Source organism: Tissierella sp. (genome assembly GCF_052089545.1).
Lineage (GTDB): Bacteria > Bacillota > Clostridia > Tissierellales > Tissierellaceae > Tissierella_A.
In genome coordinates this window covers 1-20,169 of record NZ_JBQDAA010000020.1, presented here as the reverse complement: position 1 = coordinate 20,169, position 20,169 = coordinate 1, and the positions used below count along the sequence as shown (strand labels likewise).

19 protein-coding genes and 6 tRNA genes are annotated in these 20,169 nt (G+C 30.2%); 3 read left to right on the top strand and 22 right to left on the bottom strand.

Translation table 11 applies throughout. The annotated features are described in order from the left end of the window. The 15 genes from ACTHW2_RS03090 to ACTHW2_RS03020 all read right to left on the bottom strand — a co-directional run. Positions 1 to 424: fumarate hydratase (locus ACTHW2_RS03090; RefSeq protein WP_442262265.1), on the bottom strand; the 424-nt coding region annotated here is incomplete at its 3' end. 88 nt (positions 425 to 512) lie between these two features. After that, positions 513 to 1,754, bottom strand: a complete 1,242-nt coding sequence (locus ACTHW2_RS03085) for a methylaspartate ammonia-lyase (protein ID WP_442262264.1) — start codon at positions 1,752 to 1,754, stop codon at positions 513 to 515. Continuing rightward, positions 1,755 to 3,212 (bottom strand): methylaspartate mutase subunit E, encoded by a 1,458-nt coding sequence (locus tag ACTHW2_RS03080; RefSeq protein ID WP_442262263.1) that lies wholly within the window; start codon positions 3,210 to 3,212, stop codon positions 1,755 to 1,757. It lies immediately after the preceding gene. After that, entirely contained in the window at positions 3,213 to 4,604 is a 1,392-nt protein-coding gene (gene glmL, locus ACTHW2_RS03075; RefSeq protein ID WP_442262262.1) for a methylaspartate mutase accessory protein GlmL, read from the bottom strand. A gap of 9 nt (positions 4,605 to 4,613) precedes the next feature. Next, positions 4,614 to 5,021, bottom strand: coding sequence for a methylaspartate mutase subunit S (gene glmS, locus ACTHW2_RS03070; protein WP_442262261.1), 408 nt, complete (start codon positions 5,019 to 5,021; stop codon positions 4,614 to 4,616). Between the two features lie 276 nt (positions 5,022 to 5,297). Beyond that, positions 5,298 to 6,290, bottom strand: coding sequence for a lipoate--protein ligase (locus ACTHW2_RS03065; RefSeq protein ID WP_442262260.1), 993 nt, complete (start codon positions 6,288 to 6,290; stop codon positions 5,298 to 5,300). Positions 6,291 to 6,426: 136 nt separating this feature from the next. Further along, positions 6,427 to 7,467, bottom strand: coding sequence for an ABC transporter substrate-binding protein (locus ACTHW2_RS03060; RefSeq protein WP_442262259.1), 1,041 nt, complete (start codon positions 7,465 to 7,467; stop codon positions 6,427 to 6,429). 7 nt (positions 7,468 to 7,474) lie between these two features. After that, positions 7,475 to 8,257 (bottom strand): ABC transporter permease, encoded by a 783-nt coding sequence (locus tag ACTHW2_RS03055; RefSeq protein ID WP_442262258.1) that lies wholly within the window; start codon positions 8,255 to 8,257, stop codon positions 7,475 to 7,477. Continuing rightward, positions 8,251 to 9,090, bottom strand: coding sequence for an ABC transporter permease (locus ACTHW2_RS03050; protein WP_442262257.1), 840 nt, complete (start codon positions 9,088 to 9,090; stop codon positions 8,251 to 8,253). Before ACTHW2_RS03050 ends, ACTHW2_RS03055 begins: the two co-directional genes overlap by 7 nt. Continuing rightward, complete coding sequence (gene potA / locus ACTHW2_RS03045) at positions 9,087 to 10,127, bottom strand: spermidine/putrescine ABC transporter ATP-binding protein (protein ID WP_442262256.1); 1,041 nt, start codon at positions 10,125 to 10,127, stop codon at positions 9,087 to 9,089. The genes ACTHW2_RS03050 and potA overlap by 4 nt, the downstream gene beginning before the upstream one ends. Positions 10,128 to 10,140: 13 nt before the next feature. Further along, positions 10,141 to 10,680: a helix-turn-helix domain-containing protein gene (locus tag ACTHW2_RS03040; protein ID WP_442262255.1), complete on the bottom strand. Its 540-nt coding sequence runs from the start codon at positions 10,678 to 10,680 to the stop codon at positions 10,141 to 10,143. A gap of 190 nt (positions 10,681 to 10,870) precedes the next feature. Then, a complete protein-coding gene (locus ACTHW2_RS03035; protein WP_442262254.1) occupies positions 10,871 to 11,662 on the bottom strand; it encodes a TPM domain-containing protein in 792 nt (263 codons plus the stop codon). 11 nt (positions 11,663 to 11,673) lie between these two features. Next, complete coding sequence (locus tag ACTHW2_RS03030; RefSeq protein WP_442262253.1) at positions 11,674 to 12,225, bottom strand: LemA family protein; 552 nt, start codon at positions 12,223 to 12,225, stop codon at positions 11,674 to 11,676. 43 nt (positions 12,226 to 12,268) lie between these two features. Beyond that, entirely contained in the window at positions 12,269 to 13,441 is a 1,173-nt protein-coding gene (gene thiI / locus ACTHW2_RS03025) for a tRNA uracil 4-sulfurtransferase ThiI (protein ID WP_442262252.1), read from the bottom strand. 5 nt (positions 13,442 to 13,446) lie between these two features. Then, positions 13,447 to 14,601 (bottom strand): cysteine desulfurase family protein, encoded by a 1,155-nt coding sequence (locus tag ACTHW2_RS03020; protein ID WP_442262251.1) that lies wholly within the window; start codon positions 14,599 to 14,601, stop codon positions 13,447 to 13,449. Between the two features lie 337 nt (positions 14,602 to 14,938). Here ACTHW2_RS03020 and ACTHW2_RS03015 point away from each other — a divergent pair, with 337 nt between their 5' ends. Next, positions 14,939 to 15,925, top strand: a complete 987-nt coding sequence (locus tag ACTHW2_RS03015) for an asparaginase (RefSeq protein ID WP_442262250.1) — start codon at positions 14,939 to 14,941, stop codon at positions 15,923 to 15,925. A 52-nt stretch (positions 15,926 to 15,977) separates the two neighbouring features. On the opposite strand, the gene ACTHW2_RS03010 is transcribed toward ACTHW2_RS03015, so the two are convergent. Next, on the bottom strand, positions 15,978 to 17,000 hold the full coding sequence (locus ACTHW2_RS03010) for a hypothetical protein (RefSeq protein ID WP_442262249.1): 1,023 nt from the start codon (positions 16,998 to 17,000) through the stop codon (positions 15,978 to 15,980). A 126-nt stretch (positions 17,001 to 17,126) separates the two neighbouring features. On the opposite strand from ACTHW2_RS03010, the gene ACTHW2_RS03005 reads away from it, so the two are divergent. Both ACTHW2_RS03005 and ACTHW2_RS03000 read left to right on the top strand, forming a co-directional pair. Then, complete coding sequence (locus tag ACTHW2_RS03005) at positions 17,127 to 18,155, top strand: hypothetical protein (RefSeq protein WP_442262248.1); 1,029 nt, start codon at positions 17,127 to 17,129, stop codon at positions 18,153 to 18,155. Between the two features lie 99 nt (positions 18,156 to 18,254). After that, positions 18,255 to 19,229 (top strand): ribonuclease H-like domain-containing protein, encoded by a 975-nt coding sequence (locus tag ACTHW2_RS03000; RefSeq protein ID WP_442262247.1) that lies wholly within the window; start codon positions 18,255 to 18,257, stop codon positions 19,227 to 19,229. Positions 19,230 to 19,296: 67 nt separating this feature from the next. Here the strand turns inward: ACTHW2_RS03000 and ACTHW2_RS02995 are convergent. From ACTHW2_RS02995 to ACTHW2_RS02970, 6 genes are all read right to left on the bottom strand, one after another. Further along, positions 19,297 to 19,373, bottom strand: a tRNA-Ile gene (locus ACTHW2_RS02995). Positions 19,374 to 19,388: 15 nt separating this feature from the next. Continuing rightward, positions 19,389 to 19,465, bottom strand: a tRNA-Ile gene (locus ACTHW2_RS02990). A 38-nt stretch (positions 19,466 to 19,503) separates the two neighbouring features. After that, a tRNA-Ile gene (locus ACTHW2_RS02985) sits at positions 19,504 to 19,580 on the bottom strand. Positions 19,581 to 19,630: 50 nt separating this feature from the next. Beyond that, a tRNA-Trp gene (locus ACTHW2_RS02980) sits at positions 19,631 to 19,705 on the bottom strand. 7 nt (positions 19,706 to 19,712) lie between these two features. After that, a tRNA-Phe gene (locus ACTHW2_RS02975) sits at positions 19,713 to 19,788 on the bottom strand. Between the two features lie 234 nt (positions 19,789 to 20,022). Next, a tRNA-Ile gene (locus ACTHW2_RS02970) sits at positions 20,023 to 20,099 on the bottom strand. Between the last annotated feature and the right edge of the window lie 70 nt (positions 20,100 to 20,169).

Sequence of the window (20,169 nt, the reverse complement as noted above, 5' to 3'; positions counted from 1 at the left end):
CCATTATTGAAAGTTTGTCTCCTGGCACTATATTATTGTGTATCACTCCTGGTGTATTGTCTTTTGTATTTACTCTGTCTAATGGATCTTTTACAACTGACTTTCTTAAATGTCCTTCTTCGTATCCATTTCTTATTCCTTCATTTATTGCATCTTCTATAGATCCATTTACTACATGAACATCTTGACCAATATCTACAAATACAACTACCATGCCTGTATCTTGACACATTGGAACTTGATCACTTTCAGCTATGCCTGCATTATCAATTATCTTACCTATAGTATTGGATGCAAGTTCCCACTCTTCTTCATCTCTAGATTTTTTTAATGCATTTAAGACATCTTCTGGTAAAAAGAAATTTGCTTCCATAACTAGTCTTTTTACTTCTTTTGCTATTGAACTGGCTTCAATTTCTCTCATTTTAAACCACCCTTTATATTTAATTAGTCTAATTATTAAATAAACCGCCACAAAGGGCGGAATATTTAATTTTAAGCTATAAATTTATTTATTTTCTACTATTAGCTAATGCTAATACTCTATTCATTTCATTGTTTACAAGCATAATACCTTCGTCAACACCCATACCAGGTTTTGCAAGAACTTGACCTGCACCACATGCTATAGCTATGTTAGTACATATTTCAGAACTTACACTTGTTTCGTTACAAGTTCCACCTAAATATGATGCTACACCTACTTGGTTACAGAATAATATAGCTTCTATTGAGTTGTTTATTCCACCAAGGTCAGGAGATTTTATTTGAATCATGTGACCTGCTTTATTTTCAGCAAAATATTTTACATCTTCTAAAGTATTACACCATTCGTCCGCTACAAGTTCAACTGAGATATTGTTATCTTCTAAGCTCTTTCTTAAATCTCTCATAGCTTCCATTTGAGCTGTTCTTTCTCCAACATCCATTGGACCTTCTATTCTAAGTGTAAATGGTTTTGCAACTTCTTCTAGTTCACCTAGGTACTTAGTCATAGCCTCTATATCATTGTCTAGAAGCTCTCCAATAGTTCCATAAACGTCTATATGAAAAGTAGGATTATAGTTTTCATCTGCTCTATGGTCTAATACTCTTTTTGTTAACCATTCAACATATCCTTTTAGTTTTTCACCCTTAAGACCTAGCTTTTCTTCAACATTATTAAATAAACCATGAGGCATAACATCAGCTTGTTTAATAATCATTTTATCTGCGTTTAGATATCTATCGTCTCCAGATTGAGTAAATATAGGTATTCTTTTTAAATCTACATCTGTTTTATATTCTTTTTTAATTACTTCTGCTTTTGTAATATTTTGTGCTTTTGCAGATGCATCAAGGATAGATTGAGTAAGTCCATATCTAATAGCAGTATGAAGTTTTTTACCATCTATTTTCATTCCATCTATTTCTTCAGCTAGTTCTTTAAAGTTTTTAGTTTCTTTTCCAACTAGTCGATCTTTTATTTCACCTTCTATTATAGGTATAAAGTCTTTTGCTAAAAATAGAGGATCTCTTCCGCCTGCTCCTGAATATTGAACTGCAGCACAATCACCTAGTGCTACTTGACCATCTTCTAGAACTATCATTACAGAGATGCTTTCACCTGGTTGTCTTATTGAATCAAAGCCTTCTGTTACTGGCTCTCCTAAATAAAACATACCATCATTTTTTGCACCTTGTTTTATTGCCTTTTGATCGTCAAAATAGAAACCTGTTTTACCTTCTGAACAAATAATATCAACTATTTTCATTTACTTTCCCTCCGGTCTTCCTATTAATTTTCCTTTACCTACTGCAAATATATCGTCTACTGTCATTTGGAAACCTACTGCTCTGTTTTCAAACGTTCCTCTTTCTTCTAGTTTGCTTTTGTTAAAGTCTAATAAGTCTTTAGTAAATGGAATATTACCAGTCATTAAATATCTAACTGCTCCCTCATTATCTCTAGCTGGCATCATTTTACCATAATTGTATTTTGAAGGACCAAATGGAATATCAATTATTCCTTCTTCAAATCCTTTAACAGTTCCTATAGCAAGATCACCATTTCCAGCTTTTATTATGCCATCTACCATACATTTTGTTTCTGCCTTTATAACATTTATTTCACTTTGTAATTCTTTACTCATTGGCATTCTTTGACCTTCTAGTAGGTTTAGAACCATTTTTGTAGCTTTTATACCCTCTGAGTTTGCTTCTTTTGTTGGTATACCAATAGCTTCATGTGGAGTTTTTACTATTACCTTTGTAGCCCCTGCAAGTGCTGCAGCTGCAGCTCCAGTTGATATAACACCAAATGCTTTTGCTTCATCTTCAGGGAATCCTCCCATCCACTGATGGAATACTGTAGTTACAACTACATTTTTATAACCATATTTTGCTAGATATTCTTCAGTTTGTTCTTCTAAAGATCTTATAGCAGCAACGTCTTGAACCAAGTTACCACATTGTCCATATCCTACAGTTATACTTTTTACACCTTGTTCTGCTGCAAGAAGTGCTTCTATTATAGCAACAGCGTTTGATGTAGATGGTGGTACTAAAGTACCAGTTAGAGGCCCAAAAGGTTCTCTATTTATGGATATACCTCTGTCTTCATAATATCCTACTAGTCTATCACAGTACTGCCAATCTCTAATGCTTTTTTCCATTGTAACAGATTTTGCATAAGGAATGTTATAGCTTATACCGCCACCTTCATTAGATGTAAAGCCAGCTGCATGTATTATTTCTGCTAATAATCTAGAATCCGGTGTACCATGTCTTGCTTGTAGCGGTAAGTTTACACTTTCAAAAACTTTTCTGCCACCTTTAACACCATGGTTTACACCTGGGTATCCATTAAGTAAAGATCTTCCAGCTTTTAAAGACTCTTCTATACCTACTTGACATTCATCGTATCTATTTTGTCTTGTATATGAATCTATTGTTGATGGAAGAAGATCTGCTCCACCCTCTTTGTCTAAGAAATTTAGCAGTTTGATATGTTCATCTATTAATGCAACTCCAGCTCTAGGTTGAGCTAATGTCTTCCCTTCATTTTTAGCTTTTTCAAGCTTTTTAGCAAAATTCTTTTCATCTGGAATATTTTCTAAATATTTTACCGCCTCATCTAGGTCTACTTCTTTTCCTGTAGGCCATTGTCCAAGTACTTCTTCTCTTTGTTTAAAAAACTCATCATCTGACCATTTTTTATTTTTTAAATCCATTTATATTCCCTCACAGTCTACTATATATTTTTTTAACATTCTTACTGCCATATTTCTATCTACTTTTGTTAATAGTCCCATAGCAGAAAGTATATAATCTTTATCTATTAAAAACTTAGGATTTCTAGGTTTTAATGAATTAGGATCCTCTATAGAAAATAATAAAGCATTTAATATTTCACTAGGACTTTTACTATTTACAATAACTCCTCCAGTTCCTATGACAAAAGGAAGTTCCATTAGGTCTTTTCCTGTTTGTACAAAAGTTGCTCCTAAGGGTGAATATATTGATTCTACTATGCCAGCATGTCTAGACATTGCTAAGTCTGTGCAAACCTTTGCCATAGCTTCATCAAATTTTATATCTCTTTCAGTCTCTGGAATAAATGAGGTATTGTTGTATCTATTTTCTAATTCTTCCTCTAAACCATATTCTTTTATGTCAATATATTTTCTGAACATATTTTTACCAGCTGCTTCTAGTATAGAATGGGCAGAATATCTCATCCCAAGATCACCTTCTACAGTTCTCTTTGCTATAGGTTCTTCAAGTCCTCTAAGTACAACAGAAGCTTTACTAGGAGATCCTTCCCCTATAGAATGGATATCAGTTGTAGCTCCTCCTATATCTAAGATAGCTAAGTCACCTATACCTTTTTCATCTTCACTTCCCTTTGAAAGTGCCTCTGCTGCATTTAGCACACTTGCAGGAGTTGGCATAAGTATTTCTGATATATCATCCTCTACATTTTCCATGCCTTTTGCATTTACAATTTGTTTCATAAATATGCTTCTAATAGTTTCACGGGCCGGTTCTACATTTATTTGGTTTAACTTTGGCATAACATTTTCAGTAACATGATATTCTATTTTCCCTTTGAATATCTCTTCTATCTCATCGTTACAGCTTTTGTTTCCAGCTATAACAACCGGAATGCTTATCCCACTATTTGCAATCATTTGTGCATTGTGATTTATGCATATATGATTGCCACCATCTGTTCCTCCAGCTAGTAGAACCATATCAGCATCTGAAGCTTTTATTTCTTCTATTTCGCTCTTGTTTAAGTTGTGACTATAAGTATTCATAACTCTAGCTCCTGCTCCCAGTGCTGCTCTTTTAGCTGCTTCTGCAGTGAGTTCTGGTACAAGTCCTATGGCAACAATCTTAAGTCCTCCTGCTGCTGAAGAACAAGCTAGTTTTTTTACTATATCAATTTCTTTATCTGTTTTTTTATAAAGTTTTTCTAAAGCATTTTTATAACCTATTGTTACATCTGTTTCTACTGTAGTGTAGGATTTACCTGTTGCATGTATTTCTTCTTTTTCTATGTCTACAAGAGTTACTTTTGTATAAGTACTCCCAAAGTCAATAAAAAGATAACATTTCATATTGTTTTCCTAACCCAGATCTTCTTGAAGATCTTTTATTGAAGTTTCAACAGTAGTTCCCGGTGGATATACTCTATCAAAACCCATATCTTCAAACTTCTCTTTTACTTCATGCCAATCTTGCTTTCCTACTACAATATTTCCTCCTACATACAATAAAATATCTTTTAAACCTGATTCTTCACAGTTTTGTCTCATTCCCCTACAGTCTATTTCTCCATGACCATAAAGAGAAGATACAAAAATTGCATCAGCATTTGTTTCAATTGCTGCATTTATAAAATCTTCTTGAGGTGAAAGTACCCCTATGTTTACTACATTAAATCCTGCATCACTTAATGAATAATCAAGGATTTTATTTCCTACTGCATGACAATCAGAACCAATAACTCCTAATACGAGTGTCTTTTTTTCCATTTTATTAGCCTCCTTATTTAAAAGTATGAATATTTTTTATCACTATCAACTCCATAATATCACAAAGTTATAGAATAACAAGCCTTTGTTTTAAATTATTTTTTTATAAAGTATTGATATTTCAACGTTTTGAAGGTTTACTCTTCGTATCTTGCATATTATTTCAAATGTTCACACAATTATAAAAATGCCAAGGCTTTTTTGAATCAAGCCTTGGCATTTCCTGCAATATTTTTTTTATATAAACAATTTAATTTTTGTTGTTTTTATGCCTTTTTATTCAAATAATAAGTTGTTAAATTCTTCTTTTTCTATATCTCCAAAATATTGTTTTAATTCTTTTTCACTTACAGCTGACTTTATACTTTCTTCATTATAATTTTTACCTATAAGAGTTTCTTCTAATTTTTCTACGTTTTCTGAACCAAAGAAGTCTCCAAAAAATTTGCACTCATCTATTATTCCATCTTTTATGTGTAGTCTAACTTCTATACCTCCAAAGGGAAATTTTTTATAGTTTTTATAATTAAATTGTGGTGAACTTCCATAGTTCCAATCCCAAGTGGAATATTTTTCCTCAAACAGTTTATTTATTTCCATATTTTGCTTGTCACTTAGTTCATACTTTTGTGGTATTTCATTTTCAAACTCAAATATATATTTTAATAAAACTTCTCTAAAATCTTCTATAGTATCACCTTCAGGTAAAAAAGGTTTTATGTTTGTTACTCTACTTCTAACTGATTTTATGCCTTTAGATACAATCTTATCTTGTTTTACGTTTAAAGCTTTAGATAAAACATCAAGTTCTGTATCAAATAAGAGTGTACCATGATTTAGTACCCTATTTCTCCATATAGACTGGGCTATTCCTGAAAACTTCTTGCCATTTATGGTCATATCATTCCTACCTGATAATTCACATTCTATATCTAATCTTTTCAAAGCATTTAATATAGGTATGTTATATTTTTTAAAATCAATCTTTTTATTATCTCCAGTATTTTTTATAATAGAAAAATTTAAGTTCCCGAGGTCGTGATAAACTGCTCCTCCACCTGTTATTCTTCTTACCACTTGAATACCATTTTCTTTTACATACTCACCATTTACCTCTTCCAAAGTGTTTTGATTTTTGCCTACTATGATTGCTGGTCCATTTATCCAAAGAATAACATAATCTTCATCTGTTGGTAGGTACTTAAAACAATACTCTTCAAATGCTAAATTATATCTTGGATCATTAGAAAAATTTTCAATGTATTTCATTTTCTGCCTCCTAAGTTTATTCTCCTTTTAATATTATAATTTACAAATCTATATCTTAAAAATTGTAATATAAATAAGGGTAGATATCTTACCTAAGATATCTACCCTTATTATTGATTTTTACTCACATTTATTTTTACTCTTCACTCATGATTTCGGTCCAAATCCTATCATATTCTCCAATAATATCTGTTGGATCTTTAAATATCTCTACATTTTCTATCATATAGCTTTGTGGATATGCTACTAAGCTATTTTGTAGATCCTCTGGTAAAAGCTCTTTTGCCTCAGTTATAGGTGTAGAATACCCTATATATTCTGCATTTTTTGCTGAAATCTCGGGTCTTGACATAAAGTTTATAAATTCTTCTGCAAGTTCCTTGTTATCAGAATCTTTTGGTATTGCCATAGCATCAAACCATAAATTTGTCCCTTCTTCTGGTATAACATATTCAAGGTTAGGATTTTCTCTTATCATAGTTACTGCATCTCCTGACCATACTACTCCAATTCCTGCATTTTCTGCAACTATTTGATCTTTTATTTCATCTCCAAGATAAGAGTAAACTAAAGGCTTTTGTTCTATAAGTTCTTCTTTAGCCTCTTCAAGTTCTTCTATATTCCTTGTATTCATAGAGTATCCTAATTTTTTCAAAGCTACGGCCATGGTATCTCTTTGGCTTTTTAACATTATAATTTCACCTTTATATTTTTCATCCCAAAGGTCTTCCCATTTTGTAAGAGGATCTACCATAGTTTTATTATATATTATACCTACAGTACCCCACATATATGGTATGGAATATTCATTATTTGGATCATAGTCTAAATTTAAGAATCTACCATCAATTTTTTCATAGTTAGGTATATTATACTTATCTATCTTGGCTAGTAAATCTTCTTTTATCATTCTTTCTATCATATAGTCAGAGGGAAATATTACATCATAATTACCTCCACCTTGTTTTATTTTAACATAAAGGTCTTCATTTGTAGCAAAATCACTATATCTAACTTTAACATCAAATTCTTCTTCAAATGTTTCCAATACATCTTTATCTATATAGTCTCCCCAATTGTATACATTCAATATAGGCTTTTTCTCACCACACGCTGTCAGTATTGAAAGTGAAACTAGCATTAAAACTAGCATTATACCCATTTTTCTTTTTTTCATTTTTTAATTACCTCCTGTTTTTAAAATTTTCATCTGATCTTTTGTTTATTATAAGTAATAACAATAATAAAACTATAAACATTAAAGTTGAAAGAGCATTTACTATTGGATTTATACCCTTTCTTGTCATAGAATATATAGTAATACCTAAATTTGATACTCCCTGCCCTGTATTAAAAAAGCTAATTACAAAATCATCTATAGATAAGGTAAATGCTAGAAGCATACCTGTTACTATTCCTGGAAATATTTCAGGGATTATGACCTTTCTAAGTGCATAAAATGGAGTTGCTCCTAAATCCATAGCTGCCTCTGCTAAGTTAGTATTCATTTGTTTAAGCTTAGGTAATACTGATAGTATTACATAAGGGATAGAAAATGCTATATGTGATAGAAGCATGGTAATAAAACCAAATTCTATTTTAAAAAATCTAAAAAGTGCCATTAGTGATACGGCAGTTACTATGTCTGGATTTAATACTGGTATATAATTTAAATTTAAAATGATTTTTCTATTAAATCCCTTTATTCCATGTATGCCAATAGCTGCAAATGTTCCTATAATAGTAGATATGGTAGATGATAGAACAGCTATTAATATGGTTATATAAAGCGCTCTTAATATTTCAGTATCCTGAAAAAGTTCCATATACCACCTAAGAGTAAAACCAGACCAACCTGCTTGAAGTTTAGAATCGTTAAATGAATAAACAATAAGAACTATTATAGGGAGATATAAAAATAAAAACATCAAAAATACATATGTTTTTTTAGATATTTTCTTTACCATAAGCCACCATCTCCCCCTTCCTTATCACTATCAAATTTAGAGGTAAAAGCCATAGTTAGGAGTATAAAGACCATAAGAACTATAGATAAGGCTGATCCAAAGTGCCAATCTCCAGTCCATCTAAATTGCTGTTCTATTACATTTCCTATAAGGTTATATTTTCCTCCTCCTAAAAGGTCTGATATTACAAATGTACTTACAGCTGGTATAAACACCATAGTAATACCAGTTATTACGCCTGGTAGGCTGAGTGGAAATATTATCTTTTTAAAAACTGTTATTTTATTTGCGCCCAAGTCTTCAGCTGCTTCTATAAATCCTTTTTCTATCTTTGTAAGCACTGAATATATAGGAAGAACCATAAAAGGTAAAAAGTTATATACCATACCAAGTAATATTGCTTTATTATTATACATTAAATCTAATGGCTGAAGTCCTACTTTTACTAATATATTATTTATAAATCCATTTCTCCCAAGTAGTGTAAGCCATGCATAAGTTCTCAGTAAGAAATTCATCCACATAGGTATTACAAGCATTAATATCATTATATTTTGTCTGTTAGTATCTTCCTTAGATATTATATAAGCTAATGGATAGCCTATGATTAAAGATATAATAGTAGATATAAATGCTAGATTTACAGATCTTCTTAAGACCTTTAAATAAGTAGGAGTAAAAAATCTTTTGAAATTATTTAAACTAAGTGTAAAATCCGAAAAGCTTTGACTATCTCCACTTGTGAAGGCAAAGTATAGGATTAAAAATAAGGGCATAAGTATAAATATAATCATCCAAAATACATATGGATAAGCAGCTCTTTTTAACTTCATATTCTTTTCACCTTCTTCATAATATGAATATTTTCAGGTATTATATCCATACCTATATGTGTTCCTTCTGCTTTCATGATAGTGCTATGGATCATCCATTCAAAACCATTAGAGCTTACTATCATCTCATAGTGAACACCTTTAAAGATTACTGATTTTACTACACCATCTAGTTTACCATTTTTCAAATTGACTATATCTATGTCTTCAGGCCTTATAACCACATCTATTTCTTCAGATTTTTCAAAACCTTTATCTACACATTCAAATATTTTCCCACCAAATTCTACTAGAAAATCTTCTTTCATTACACCGTCTATAATATTGCTTTCTCCTATAAACTTGGCTACAAATGCATTTTTAGGTTCATTGTATATATCTACTGGACTTCCTATTTGCTGAATCTTACCTTCATCCATAACTACTATTGTATCTGACATAGTTAGTGCTTCTTCTTGATCGTGAGTTACATATATAAAGGTTATACCAACTCTTTCTTGTATGTTTTTAAGTTCTATTTGCATTTCTTTTCTAAGCTTTAAATCCAAAGCTCCTAGTGGTTCATCTAAAAGTAATACCTCTGGCTCATTTACAAGAGCTCTTGCTATTGCAATTCTTTGTTGCTGACCACCACTTAATGAATCTATCGATCTAGTTTCAAAACCTTTTAAACCTACAAGTCTAAGCATTTCTTTTACTTTTTTATCTATGTTAGCTTTATTCATCTTTTTAATCTTAAGACCAAAAGCTATATTATCATATATATTCATATGAGGAAAAAGTGCATATTTCTGAAACACTGTATTTATTTGTCTTTTATAAGCTTCTAATGTAGTTATATCTTTATGGTCAAATATTATACTACCTTCAGATGGATCTTCAAAGCCCCCAATGATTCTAAGTGTTGTTGTTTTTCCACATCCACTTGGACCTAAAAATGTTAAAAATTCATTTCTTTTAATAGATAAGTCTATATTATCTAATACTGTGACTCCACCATATTCTTTTGATATATTTTTTAAGTCTATTATATTCATATTGTCCTCCTTTTTAAAAGCTAGGTGGGGTGCTTACCCAAATAATTCTAGCCTTACTCCTTTTAGCATTTGAAATATAGTGATTTAAGTTTGCTTTAAAGTAAAAGGATTCTCCTTTATTTACATTATATTTGTTTTTACCTATATGTAAATAAATACTACCATCCATTACATATCCAAACTCTTCTCCTTCATGGGGAAAATCTTCTTTTGTTTTGCCTCCAGCTTCTAAGTAGATCAGTACTGGTTCCATCATGTTCTTTTGAGCATTTGGAATTATCCATTTTAATTTGTATTTTAAATCTTTATTTTCATTTTCAAATATATTTTCTTTTGTAAATACAACTTTTTCATCAGTATTTTCACTGAAAAAATCTTTAAGGTTTGTTCCAAGTCCTTCTAATATATCTATAAAAGTAGATATTGAAGGTGATGTAAGATCTCTTTCAACCTGTGAAATAAATCCTTTTGTTAACTCACATCTATCCGCCAATTCTTCTTGAGTTAAATCATTTTTTATTCTAAGACTTTTAATTTTTTCTCCTATATTCACAAATATCACCCTTCGTATTTAGGCATATATTAAACTATTTATTTATTATTACTAAACTTATTACCTTCACTTATTATAAAGATATTTTCATTTCCTGTCAATAGATTTTATATAAAAAAAGAATCTTTACAGTAGATTTAAATCTACTGTAAAGATTCTTTTATAAATTCAAATTATTGTTTTTTAAGGTTTACCAGCTTCCACCGGCGCCGCCTCCACCAGAACTTCCGCCACCGCCTGATGAGCCTCCACCGAAGCCTCCGCCGCCAAAACCACCTGGTCCTCCACGGCCTCTTAAAAAGGCTCTTAAAATACTTATTATAAGAATACCTCTAAAAAACTTAAAGTCAACAAAGGCAAATATGAGGACAATTATTATAATGGGAATAATACTCCTATTATCCCTTGCTTCCGTTTGAGAGTATCTATTATTAACACTTTCTTTATCTAGGCTTATATCATAATCTTTTTCTACATATTCTATGACACTATTAAAACCCATTGATATTCCTTCATTATAATCATTTGTTTTAAAAGATGGAATCATATCTCTTTCGATTATTCTCTTTAATCTACCAGCAGGAAGTGCCCCTTCTAGTCCATATCCTGTTTCTATCCAAATTTCTCCATCATTAATTGATAATAGTATAAGAAGTCCATTATCATATTCTTCACTACCTATTTCCCACTTTTCATATAGTTCTGTAGCATAAGTATTTATGTCTAAGTCTTCTAGTGAGTCTATGGATGCAACTACTATTTGTGCACCTGTTTCATCATATAATTCTTTATTTACACCTATTATATAATCTTCTAAGCCTACATCTATTACATTAGCTTCATCATATACATAAAAGTCTCTACTTTGGTCTGGAAGTTTTGTTTCTGCATATGCCATATTTATATTTAAAAATATACTTAAAGAAATTAAAAGTATAAAACTAAGAATAAATATCCCCTTTTGTTGTTTATTCTTAATCATACAAACACTCCCTAAAATTCAACATCTGGTACTTCACTATCAGCTTCATCTATTTCAAAATATTGTCTTTCATCAAATCCAAAGATTCCTGCATATATATTTGTTGGAAATCTTTTTATTTTTTTGTTATAAGCTGAAACACTATCATTATATCTCATTCTTTCCGTTGAAATCTTGTTTTCAGTACTTGATAGTTCTGCTTGAAGCTCTAAAAAGTTTTCATTAGATCTTAATTCTGGATAGTTTTCTACTACTACATTTAAACTACTTACTCCTCTTTGAAGTTCTGCATCTGCTTCTGCATACTCTTCCGGAGTACTAGCATCAGATATTTTACTTCTAGCTTCAGTTATTTGAGTTAATACTTCTTTTTCTTGAGCTGCAAATCCTTTAACAGTTTCTAAAAGATTTGGAATCAAGTCTGCTCTTCTTTTTAAAACATTTTCTACCTGTGCCCATGAGTTTTCTACATCTTCTTCAGTTGTAACTAAACTATTGTAACTGCCTCCAACAAAAGCTAGTATAAGAACTACTATTATTATTGGAATTAAACTTTTTTTCATACATCTTCCTCCTATTTAAATTATAACAATTAATTATATACCCTTATTTTATAGTGTATACCTTCATATTTTCAATAGCACTATTAACAAGAGCATCTATATCTAATGATTCTTCTGATTTCTTTATATTTTCTACCTTTGGATTTGTAACTGGATGTTTTGGTAAAAACACTGTACAACAATCTTCAAATGGTAGGCTGGATGTTTCAAAGGTATCTATATCCCTAGCTATCTGGGTTATTTCTACCTTATCCATTCCTATTAAAGGTCTAAAGACAGGAATAGAAACTGATTCATTTGTAACTGTTAAACCATCTATAGTTTGGCTTGCTACCTGTCCTAAGCTCTCACCTGTTATTAAAGCATTTAGTTTATTATCATTAGCTATTTTTTCTGCAATTCTCATCATGAATTTTCTAGAAATAATAGTCATCTCTTTTTCTGGACAATTTGCATTTATGGCCTTTTGTATTTCTAAAATATTTACACTAAAAAATTTTATTTTTCCTGTATACATACTTAGTTTTCTAGCTAATTCTTTTACTTTTTCTTCCCCCCTTTCTGATGTAAAAGGATATGAGTGATAATGTACACAATTTAAAGCTACACCTCTTTTAGCCATCATAAAACCAGCTACAGGACTATCTATCCCACCTGACATAAGTAAAAGTGCTTTTCCATTTGTAGCTGTTGGCATACCACCATATGCTTTAATCTTTTCACTATATATATATGCATGAGTTTGTTTTACATCTATATACATGTAAATGTCCGGCTTGTGAACATCTACTTCTAAAGAATCAAATTCATTTAATAATATTCCACCCATTTTCCTAGATATCTCTGGAGATTTAAGGTAAAAGTTTTTATCTGATCTATTTGTATCTACTTTAAATGTTTTTATACTTGAGTCTTTTTCTAGTCTTTTTCTCATGTTTTTTATACAGGCTTCTTTTATGCTTTCCATATCTTTTTCTACCCTAATACAAGGACTTATATATACAATACCAAATACTTTTTTAAGTCCTTTTATAATAGCTTCAAACTTTGATTCATCTGCTTCTATATATATCTTTCCCTGTTCTTTATAAAGTTTATCATATCCTATAAGCTTTGTTTTCTTTATCATTTGCTTTATAAGTCTATCTTCAAAATATTTTCTATTAGAGCCCTTTAATACTAGTTCTCCTAAACTTACACTTATTACTTTTTTCAAACATATCACCTCTTAGTTATCTTTCTAATTTCTTCTACTGAATTTGCAAGTTCCTTTACAAATAAATCTATATCATCTTCCGTATTTTCATAAGAAAAACAAACTCTTATAGTTCCTTCTATTTCTTTCTGGGATAAATTTATAGATTTTAAGACTTTACTTTCTTTAACACCATTAGACGAACAAGCTGATGCTGTAGATATATAAATATGTTTTTGTTCTAAAAAGTGTAGTAAAACTTCACCTCTAGTATCTCTTAAGGAAATATTTAATATATAAGGTGAAAAAGTATCATCTATGTTAGAGTTTATTTTTATATCTTCTATTTTCTCTTTTATAAGTTTTATAGTATATTTTTTTATCTTTAAGATTTTTTCTCTTTCATCTATCTTGTTTTTTCCCATTATCTCTACTGCTTTTCCAAAAGCAATAATCCCAGGTACATTTTCTGTACCAGATCTAAGACCTCTTTCTTGATTACCTCCAAAGACTATAGGTGAAAGTTTTATTTCTCTTCTTATATATAGTCCTCCAACTCCTTTTGGTCCATGAATCTTATGTGAACTAAAGGAAAATGTATCTACACCTAATTGCTTTAAATCAAAAGTTATCTTTCCAAAGGATTGTATTCCGTCTAAATGTAAAAGTGCTTTAGAATCCTTTTGATTTATAATGTTTTTAATCTTTTTTATATCTTGAATAGTTCCTATTTCATTATTCACATGAATTATAGAAACAAGTATTGTATCATGATTTAAAGAGTTTTTCAATTGTTCTAAATCTATCTTTCCCCATTTGTCTACATCTAAATATGTAACTTTAAATCCTTTACCTTCTAAATCTTTCATAGTATTCATTATAGAAGCATGTTCTATCTTTGTTGTAATAATATGATTTCCTTGTTTTTTTAAAAGATTTACAATGCTTTGTATGGCTATATTGTTACTTTCTGTACCCCCTGAAGTGAAATATAGCTCTTTTTCATCTATATTTAAATAGTTAGATATTATCTTTCTTGATTTTCTTATCTCCTTTTCAGACTGCAGTCCTAAACTATGTAAGGATGAAGGGTTTCCAAAATCCTCCTTCATTGCATTGTAGATAGTATTTAAAACCTCTGGTCTCATCTTTGTTGTAGCACAATTATCTAAATAAATCATCTTACCTCTCCTATTGTAGTATTACTAATATTATACCCTATATATTATATAGTATATTAGCTATATTATAAAGTATCTTCATTCTATTTTTAATTAATATATTTAAATTTTAATTAATCTATTTAAACATTGAATTTTTTGTCTAATTTTGTTATAATTTGTTTAAGGTTATCCCCCTGGTAACCTTAATGAGATTTCTATTCCCAATACCCCTTTTGAACGAATTGTTCCATCCGTAAGGATGAAAGACTCTTAGGAGTCTTTTTTTTTATCTTTTTTATGTTTTTATGTTTTTTTATGCTACAATTGAATATAATATAGTTTAGGAGAGGTGAATATGAAAAAGAAGTTATTAATTATTTTTACAGGTGGTACAATTGCAATGGAAGTAGATCCACTTTTACATGCAGCTATTCCCTCGCTTAATTCTGACGAAATAATTTCTATGATAAGTAATGTAGAGGAAATTGTAAATGTAGAATCTATTAATTTTGCTAATTTTCCTAGCCCACATATAAGACCAAAACACATGTTGGAAATATCAAATATTATAAATAAAAACATATATAGAGATGATATTGATGGAGTCATAGTTACTCATGGTACTGACACTTTGGAAGAAACTGCATATTTCTTAGATTTAATTATAGATCAGGAAAAACCAATCATATTAGTAGGTGCAATGAGAAATAATTCTGAACTTGGCTATGACGGTTCTAGTAATTTATCTGCTGCAATATGTACAGCTATTTCTGAAAAAGCTCTAGGAAAAGGTGTACTTGTAGTAATGAATAATGAAGTAAATGCTGCAGGAGAGGTTGTTAAAACGCATACATTAGCTTTAGATACATTTAAATCTCCTGAATTCGGTCCATTGGGTATAGTAGATAATGATGAAGTAATATTTTATAGAGATATAATAAGTAGAAAACATATAGATACTAAAAAAATAGAAGAAAAAGTTGCACTTATAAAGACAGCATCAGGAATGGAAGCTAATATCATAGATTTTTATATAGATTCTGGATATAAAGGTATTGTGATTGAAGCTCTAGGTAGAGGGAATGTTCCCCCTCAAATGATTCCTGGTATCGAAAGGGCCATATCTAGTAATATAGCTGTAGTTATGGTCTCTAGATGCCATACTGGAAGAGTTTTAGATAGTTATGGATATAAGGGTGGAGGAAAGCATTTAAGGGATTTAGGTGTTATATTTGGAGATAATTTACCAGGTCATAAAGCCAGAATAAAGCTTATCTTAGCCCTTGGTAAAACTAAAAACTTAAAGGAAATTAAAAATATATTTGAAAATAATAATATTTAAATTTAATAAAGAAGGAGTAATTACTCCTTCTTTATTTTCTATAGTATTATATTCATCTGTTTTCTCTAGTTATTTCTTCTACATCTTTTAATTCTCCAAATCCTATAAAACTTATATAAGGATATATAGTCCCAAATGAACTGTTTAGCTTAAAGCTAGCATTATTTTCATTTTCTCTATAATCATATCTTATATATTTACTGGCCTTTGACATCTTCCATAAATAAATATTACTAAATGTTTCCCCCTCATCCTTAGAAAAAGAACTTTTTAATCCCAAGCTATCTTTCCAAGCTACCCAAATTTTATCATTTTCTAAGATTAAGGTAGGATGTGTTGTATTGCCTTTATTTGAGACTGTTTTATCTTTCACTTCTATTAATGAACCATCCTTATAAGTATACTTTTTATATTTTATGCTTAAATTTTGATCTACATATTTACTATAGGCTAAATGAATATATCTTTCATCTTTTATGACATCTATATATAGTTTTTCCGAATTATCCGTAAGCTTTATGGTTTCCTTCCACTTTAATGAATCTATATCAAATACTTTTAAACAAATTTGATTTTTATAGTAAAAAAACAATAATATGGAATCCTTATCATTTAACACTTTAATTGGATTTAAAAATTTACTTATCATAAGATCTTCTACTTTTGATTTTTTCCATTTCCCATCTATAGAAATATAATGATAAATTTCAAATACTCCTTTTTCACTAAATTTAGGTATTAAATAAAATATGTTTTTTATTCCAGAACTGATATTTAATTTTATTTCATATACTTTAGATAATTTTTCTTTGGGTAGATTAATTTCATCTATATTAAATCCATTTATTGAAAGCAGTTTAAGATAGTTATTTCTATCTTGATATATTAAATTTATTTTTTCATTTTCTATTGCAAGGTCAAATTCTTCATATGCATCTTTACATATAGAAATACTTCTATGCCCTTCCTTTTGATTATAATATTCCATATTTATTTTATTATCTCTATTTTTAAATAAATATATTCCTTTTTTATTCATATTTGCAATTAATACTTTATCTTCATAAAAACTCATAAAATATCCCTCCTTCTAACTATTTCTATTACTTTAATAAGATTTTAATGCATAAGAGTAACACAATTCACCTAAATGAATATATTAAGATTGAAGCATCATTTATTATTGAAAGGAGGAAATTATATGTCTTCAAATAAACATCATGATTATCATGATTGTAATGACTATCACCATGACTGTCATCATGACCACGATCACCACTGTCCACCAGATGAATTACCAATAACTGAGGGGTGCTGTACTGGCACAACGGGTTGTAGCGAGTGGGATGGAACTCTTAGACATGTAGTAACAGAGCCAATATTTGTACAGAAGGTTTATGACGCAGCATTATTTAATCTTCAAGCTTTAAGTACTGTAAACAATGTGAGGTTTACACCAAATCTTCCAGAGGGTAGTAGAATTCTTAGGGTACTAGAGATTAAATGTAGAAAATTCTTTAACCCATCTAATATAGCTGATCCAAGAAATTTCAGACTTGATCCAGAAACTGTTCTTTCAGGTGGAGAATTTCTTAAAGATGAAAAAGGTAAATATGTAGAGGTAACAGGACCAGATGGACTTTCTACAGAAAAATTAATCTATGCAGATACTAGTGAGTGTGATGAAGAAGATTCTGGAACTCCTGTATTTGGTACTCAAAAGGTTAGAGTTAGAGGAAACGTAGTAATTGATATAGATTTACTAATATTAGATTCTAGAGGTAGAAGAGTCAGATTTTCAGTTACTGCAAATGTACCGGTTGCACCAGTAAACTCTCCACTAGTTTTAACTAATTTCTTTGAATTATGTATGCCATCAGTATACAATTCAGCATTCTTCCCAAGATTTGCAGAGTTCTGTAATGTATTATGTGAAACTAGACTTGCAACTAACAGTATTCACAGGGATATAACTATATGTCCAGAAACTGGTAAGATAACTATAGATCTTATTATCGCATTATGTATAACATGTGAGAAGAAAATCATAGTTCCAACTCAACTTTGTGTACTATCTACTGGTTTCCCAGAATTATCACCTGATACTTCACCTATTTGTACAACATTCCCAAACTTATTCCCAAAGCAAATAGATGAAAGTAGTGTAGCAGGAGCAAATTTTGATTTAAAAGAAAAACCATTTAATTTTTCTCTTCACGAAGAAGATTAAGACTAAAAAGGTAGATAGAATTTTTCTATCTACCTTTTTTTACATATATAGGCTGTACTTATTTTATATTATAAGATAATATAAAATAAGGTGATAACAATGGAGATTATTAAAAAGAAAATAAATAAAAAATCATTAAATAATAAAGATATATCTAAAGATGTCTGTTTTTTTGATATAGAAACAACAGGATTTAATCGTAATAATGATATAGTATATTTAATAGGAATCTTATACTTTGATAAAAAAGAAAATTCTTGGGTTATAGCACAATATTTTGCTAATGATTTAAAGGATGAACCCCAGTTACTCTTAGAATCCTCAAAATTTCTTATGAATTTTGAAACTATAATAAATTATAATGGTAATACATTTGATATACCTTTTGTAAATCATAAGTTAAGGTATTTTGGTTTTCCTTATTCTATTAAAAGAGAAAATTCTTTAGATATTTATTCAATTTTAAGGAAAAATAAATCTTTTTTAGAAATAGAAAATCTTAAATTAAAAACAGTAGAAAAATATTTAGGTATATATAGGGAAGATATATATAGCGGGAAAGACTGTATCTCCTTTTATAATGATTATATATTAGGTGGTGAATTAGAACTAAAGGAAAGACTGCTTTCACATAATTTTGAAGATCTTTATTTTCTAATAGATATTATGAATATATTAAATATTATAAAGGAAAAGAAATCCTTTAAGGTGAAAAAGGATGAAAATATATTAGATTTTTTTATAACTGATATAAAAGAATCTAAGGATACTATGACTTTTAAAGGTCAGTTAAACGGTATAAAGGAGAAATTTATCCACTATGATAGAAACTTTAATATATTAATAGAAAATAAAGATAAATTTGAAATTATTATTTATACAAATAAAGGTTTAGTTACTCCTGATAAGACTTGCATTTTTGTAGACAAAAGTGATTTTAATTTACCCAAGAATATAAGGTATAGTCATGAATATGAAATACCACAAAATCTTTTTTTATTAAAAATATCTTCTGACTACCTATTAAATGATATTTTGATATTCCTTAAAGAAATTCTACAAAATATATTATAAAATAAAAGGTTTATAAACAATAAAAAACACAGAAACTAATTTAAATTAGTTTCTGTGTTTTTTATTCTGGTGGGCCTTCAGGGACTCGAACCCCAGACCTACCGGTTATGAGCCGGGCGCTCTAACCAACTGAGCTAAAGGCCCCAGTAAAATATTTACTGGTGGACCTGGGTGGATTCGAACCACCGACCTCACGCTTATCAGGCGTGCGCTCTAACCAACTGAGCTACAGGTCCATATGTATTAATATGGTATTTGATTTTAAATAATATAATGGTGGACCTGGGTGGATTCGAACCACCGACCTCACGCTTATCAGGCGTGCGCTCTAACCAACTGAGCTACAGGTCCAAGTCCAATAAACAGACTATAATTTCTTAACTCAGTTATAAATCGTTTTTTGGCAGGGGTGGCAGGATTTGAACCCACGACATTCGGTTTTGGAGACCGACGTTCTGCCACTGAACTACACCCCTATACCTATGGTGCCCAAAGCCGGAATCGAACCAGCGACACGTAGATTTTCAGTCTACTGCTCTACCGACTGAGCTATTTGGGCATATTATCTTACTTTACTTGCAGTAAAATATTCGGTTACTTTGCTTTACTTTAACTAGCGGACTTAGTGATTCACACAAAACAGAAATTCACTGTTTTGGTTCTCTACTTATATCGACTGAGCTAGAGGGCATATTATTAAATATCTTAACTCAAAATTAAACATCTGGGCGAAAAAAAATGTCCTCGTTGAACATAAAAACAAAATCATGATTCAAGGACAATAAATAAAGTTTGGTGGGCCTTCAGGGACTCGAACCCCAGACCTACCGGTTATGAGCCGGGCGCTCTAACCAACTGAGCTAAAGGCCCCAGTAAAATATTTACTGGTGGACCTGGGTGGATTCGAACCACCGACCTCACGCTTATCAGGCGTGCGCTC

Bases quoted from the DNA above. Each gene is read 5' to 3' on its own strand.
- ACTHW2_RS03060 (WP_442262259.1), bottom strand. From the start codon at position 7,467: ATGAAAAAAAGAAAAATGGGTATAATGCTAGTTTTAATGCTAGTTTCA.
- glmL (WP_442262262.1), bottom strand. From the start codon at position 4,604: ATGAAATGTTATCTTTTTATTGACTTTGGGAGTACTTATACAAAAGTA.
- ACTHW2_RS03005 (WP_442262248.1), top strand. From the start codon at position 17,127: ATGTCTTCAAATAAACATCATGATTATCATGATTGTAATGACTATCAC.
- ACTHW2_RS03010 (WP_442262249.1), bottom strand. From the start codon at position 17,000: ATGAGTTTTTATGAAGATAAAGTATTAATTGCAAATATGAATAAAAAA.
- ACTHW2_RS03030 (WP_442262253.1), bottom strand. From the start codon at position 12,225: ATGAAAAAAAGTTTAATTCCAATAATAATAGTAGTTCTTATACTAGCT.
- ACTHW2_RS03055 (WP_442262258.1), bottom strand. From the start codon at position 8,257: ATGGTAAAGAAAATATCTAAAAAAACATATGTATTTTTGATGTTTTTA.
- ACTHW2_RS03065 (WP_442262260.1), bottom strand. From the start codon at position 6,290: ATGAAATACATTGAAAATTTTTCTAATGATCCAAGATATAATTTAGCA.
- ACTHW2_RS03035 (WP_442262254.1), bottom strand. From the start codon at position 11,662: ATGATTAAGAATAAACAACAAAAGGGGATATTTATTCTTAGTTTTATA.
- potA (WP_442262256.1), bottom strand. From the start codon at position 10,127: ATGAATATAATAGACTTAAAAAATATATCAAAAGAATATGGTGGAGTC.
- ACTHW2_RS03080 (WP_442262263.1), bottom strand. From the start codon at position 3,212: ATGGATTTAAAAAATAAAAAATGGTCAGATGATGAGTTTTTTAAACAA.
- ACTHW2_RS03085 (WP_442262264.1), bottom strand. From the start codon at position 1,754: ATGAAAATAGTTGATATTATTTGTTCAGAAGGTAAAACAGGTTTCTAT.
- ACTHW2_RS03015 (WP_442262250.1), top strand. From the start codon at position 14,939: ATGAAAAAGAAGTTATTAATTATTTTTACAGGTGGTACAATTGCAATG.
- ACTHW2_RS03020 (WP_442262251.1), bottom strand. From the start codon at position 14,601: ATGATTTATTTAGATAATTGTGCTACAACAAAGATGAGACCAGAGGTT.
- ACTHW2_RS03000 (WP_442262247.1), top strand. From the start codon at position 18,255: ATGGAGATTATTAAAAAGAAAATAAATAAAAAATCATTAAATAATAAA.
- glmS (WP_442262261.1), bottom strand. From the start codon at position 5,021: ATGGAAAAAAAGACACTCGTATTAGGAGTTATTGGTTCTGATTGTCAT.
- ACTHW2_RS03050 (WP_442262257.1), bottom strand. From the start codon at position 9,090: ATGAAGTTAAAAAGAGCTGCTTATCCATATGTATTTTGGATGATTATA.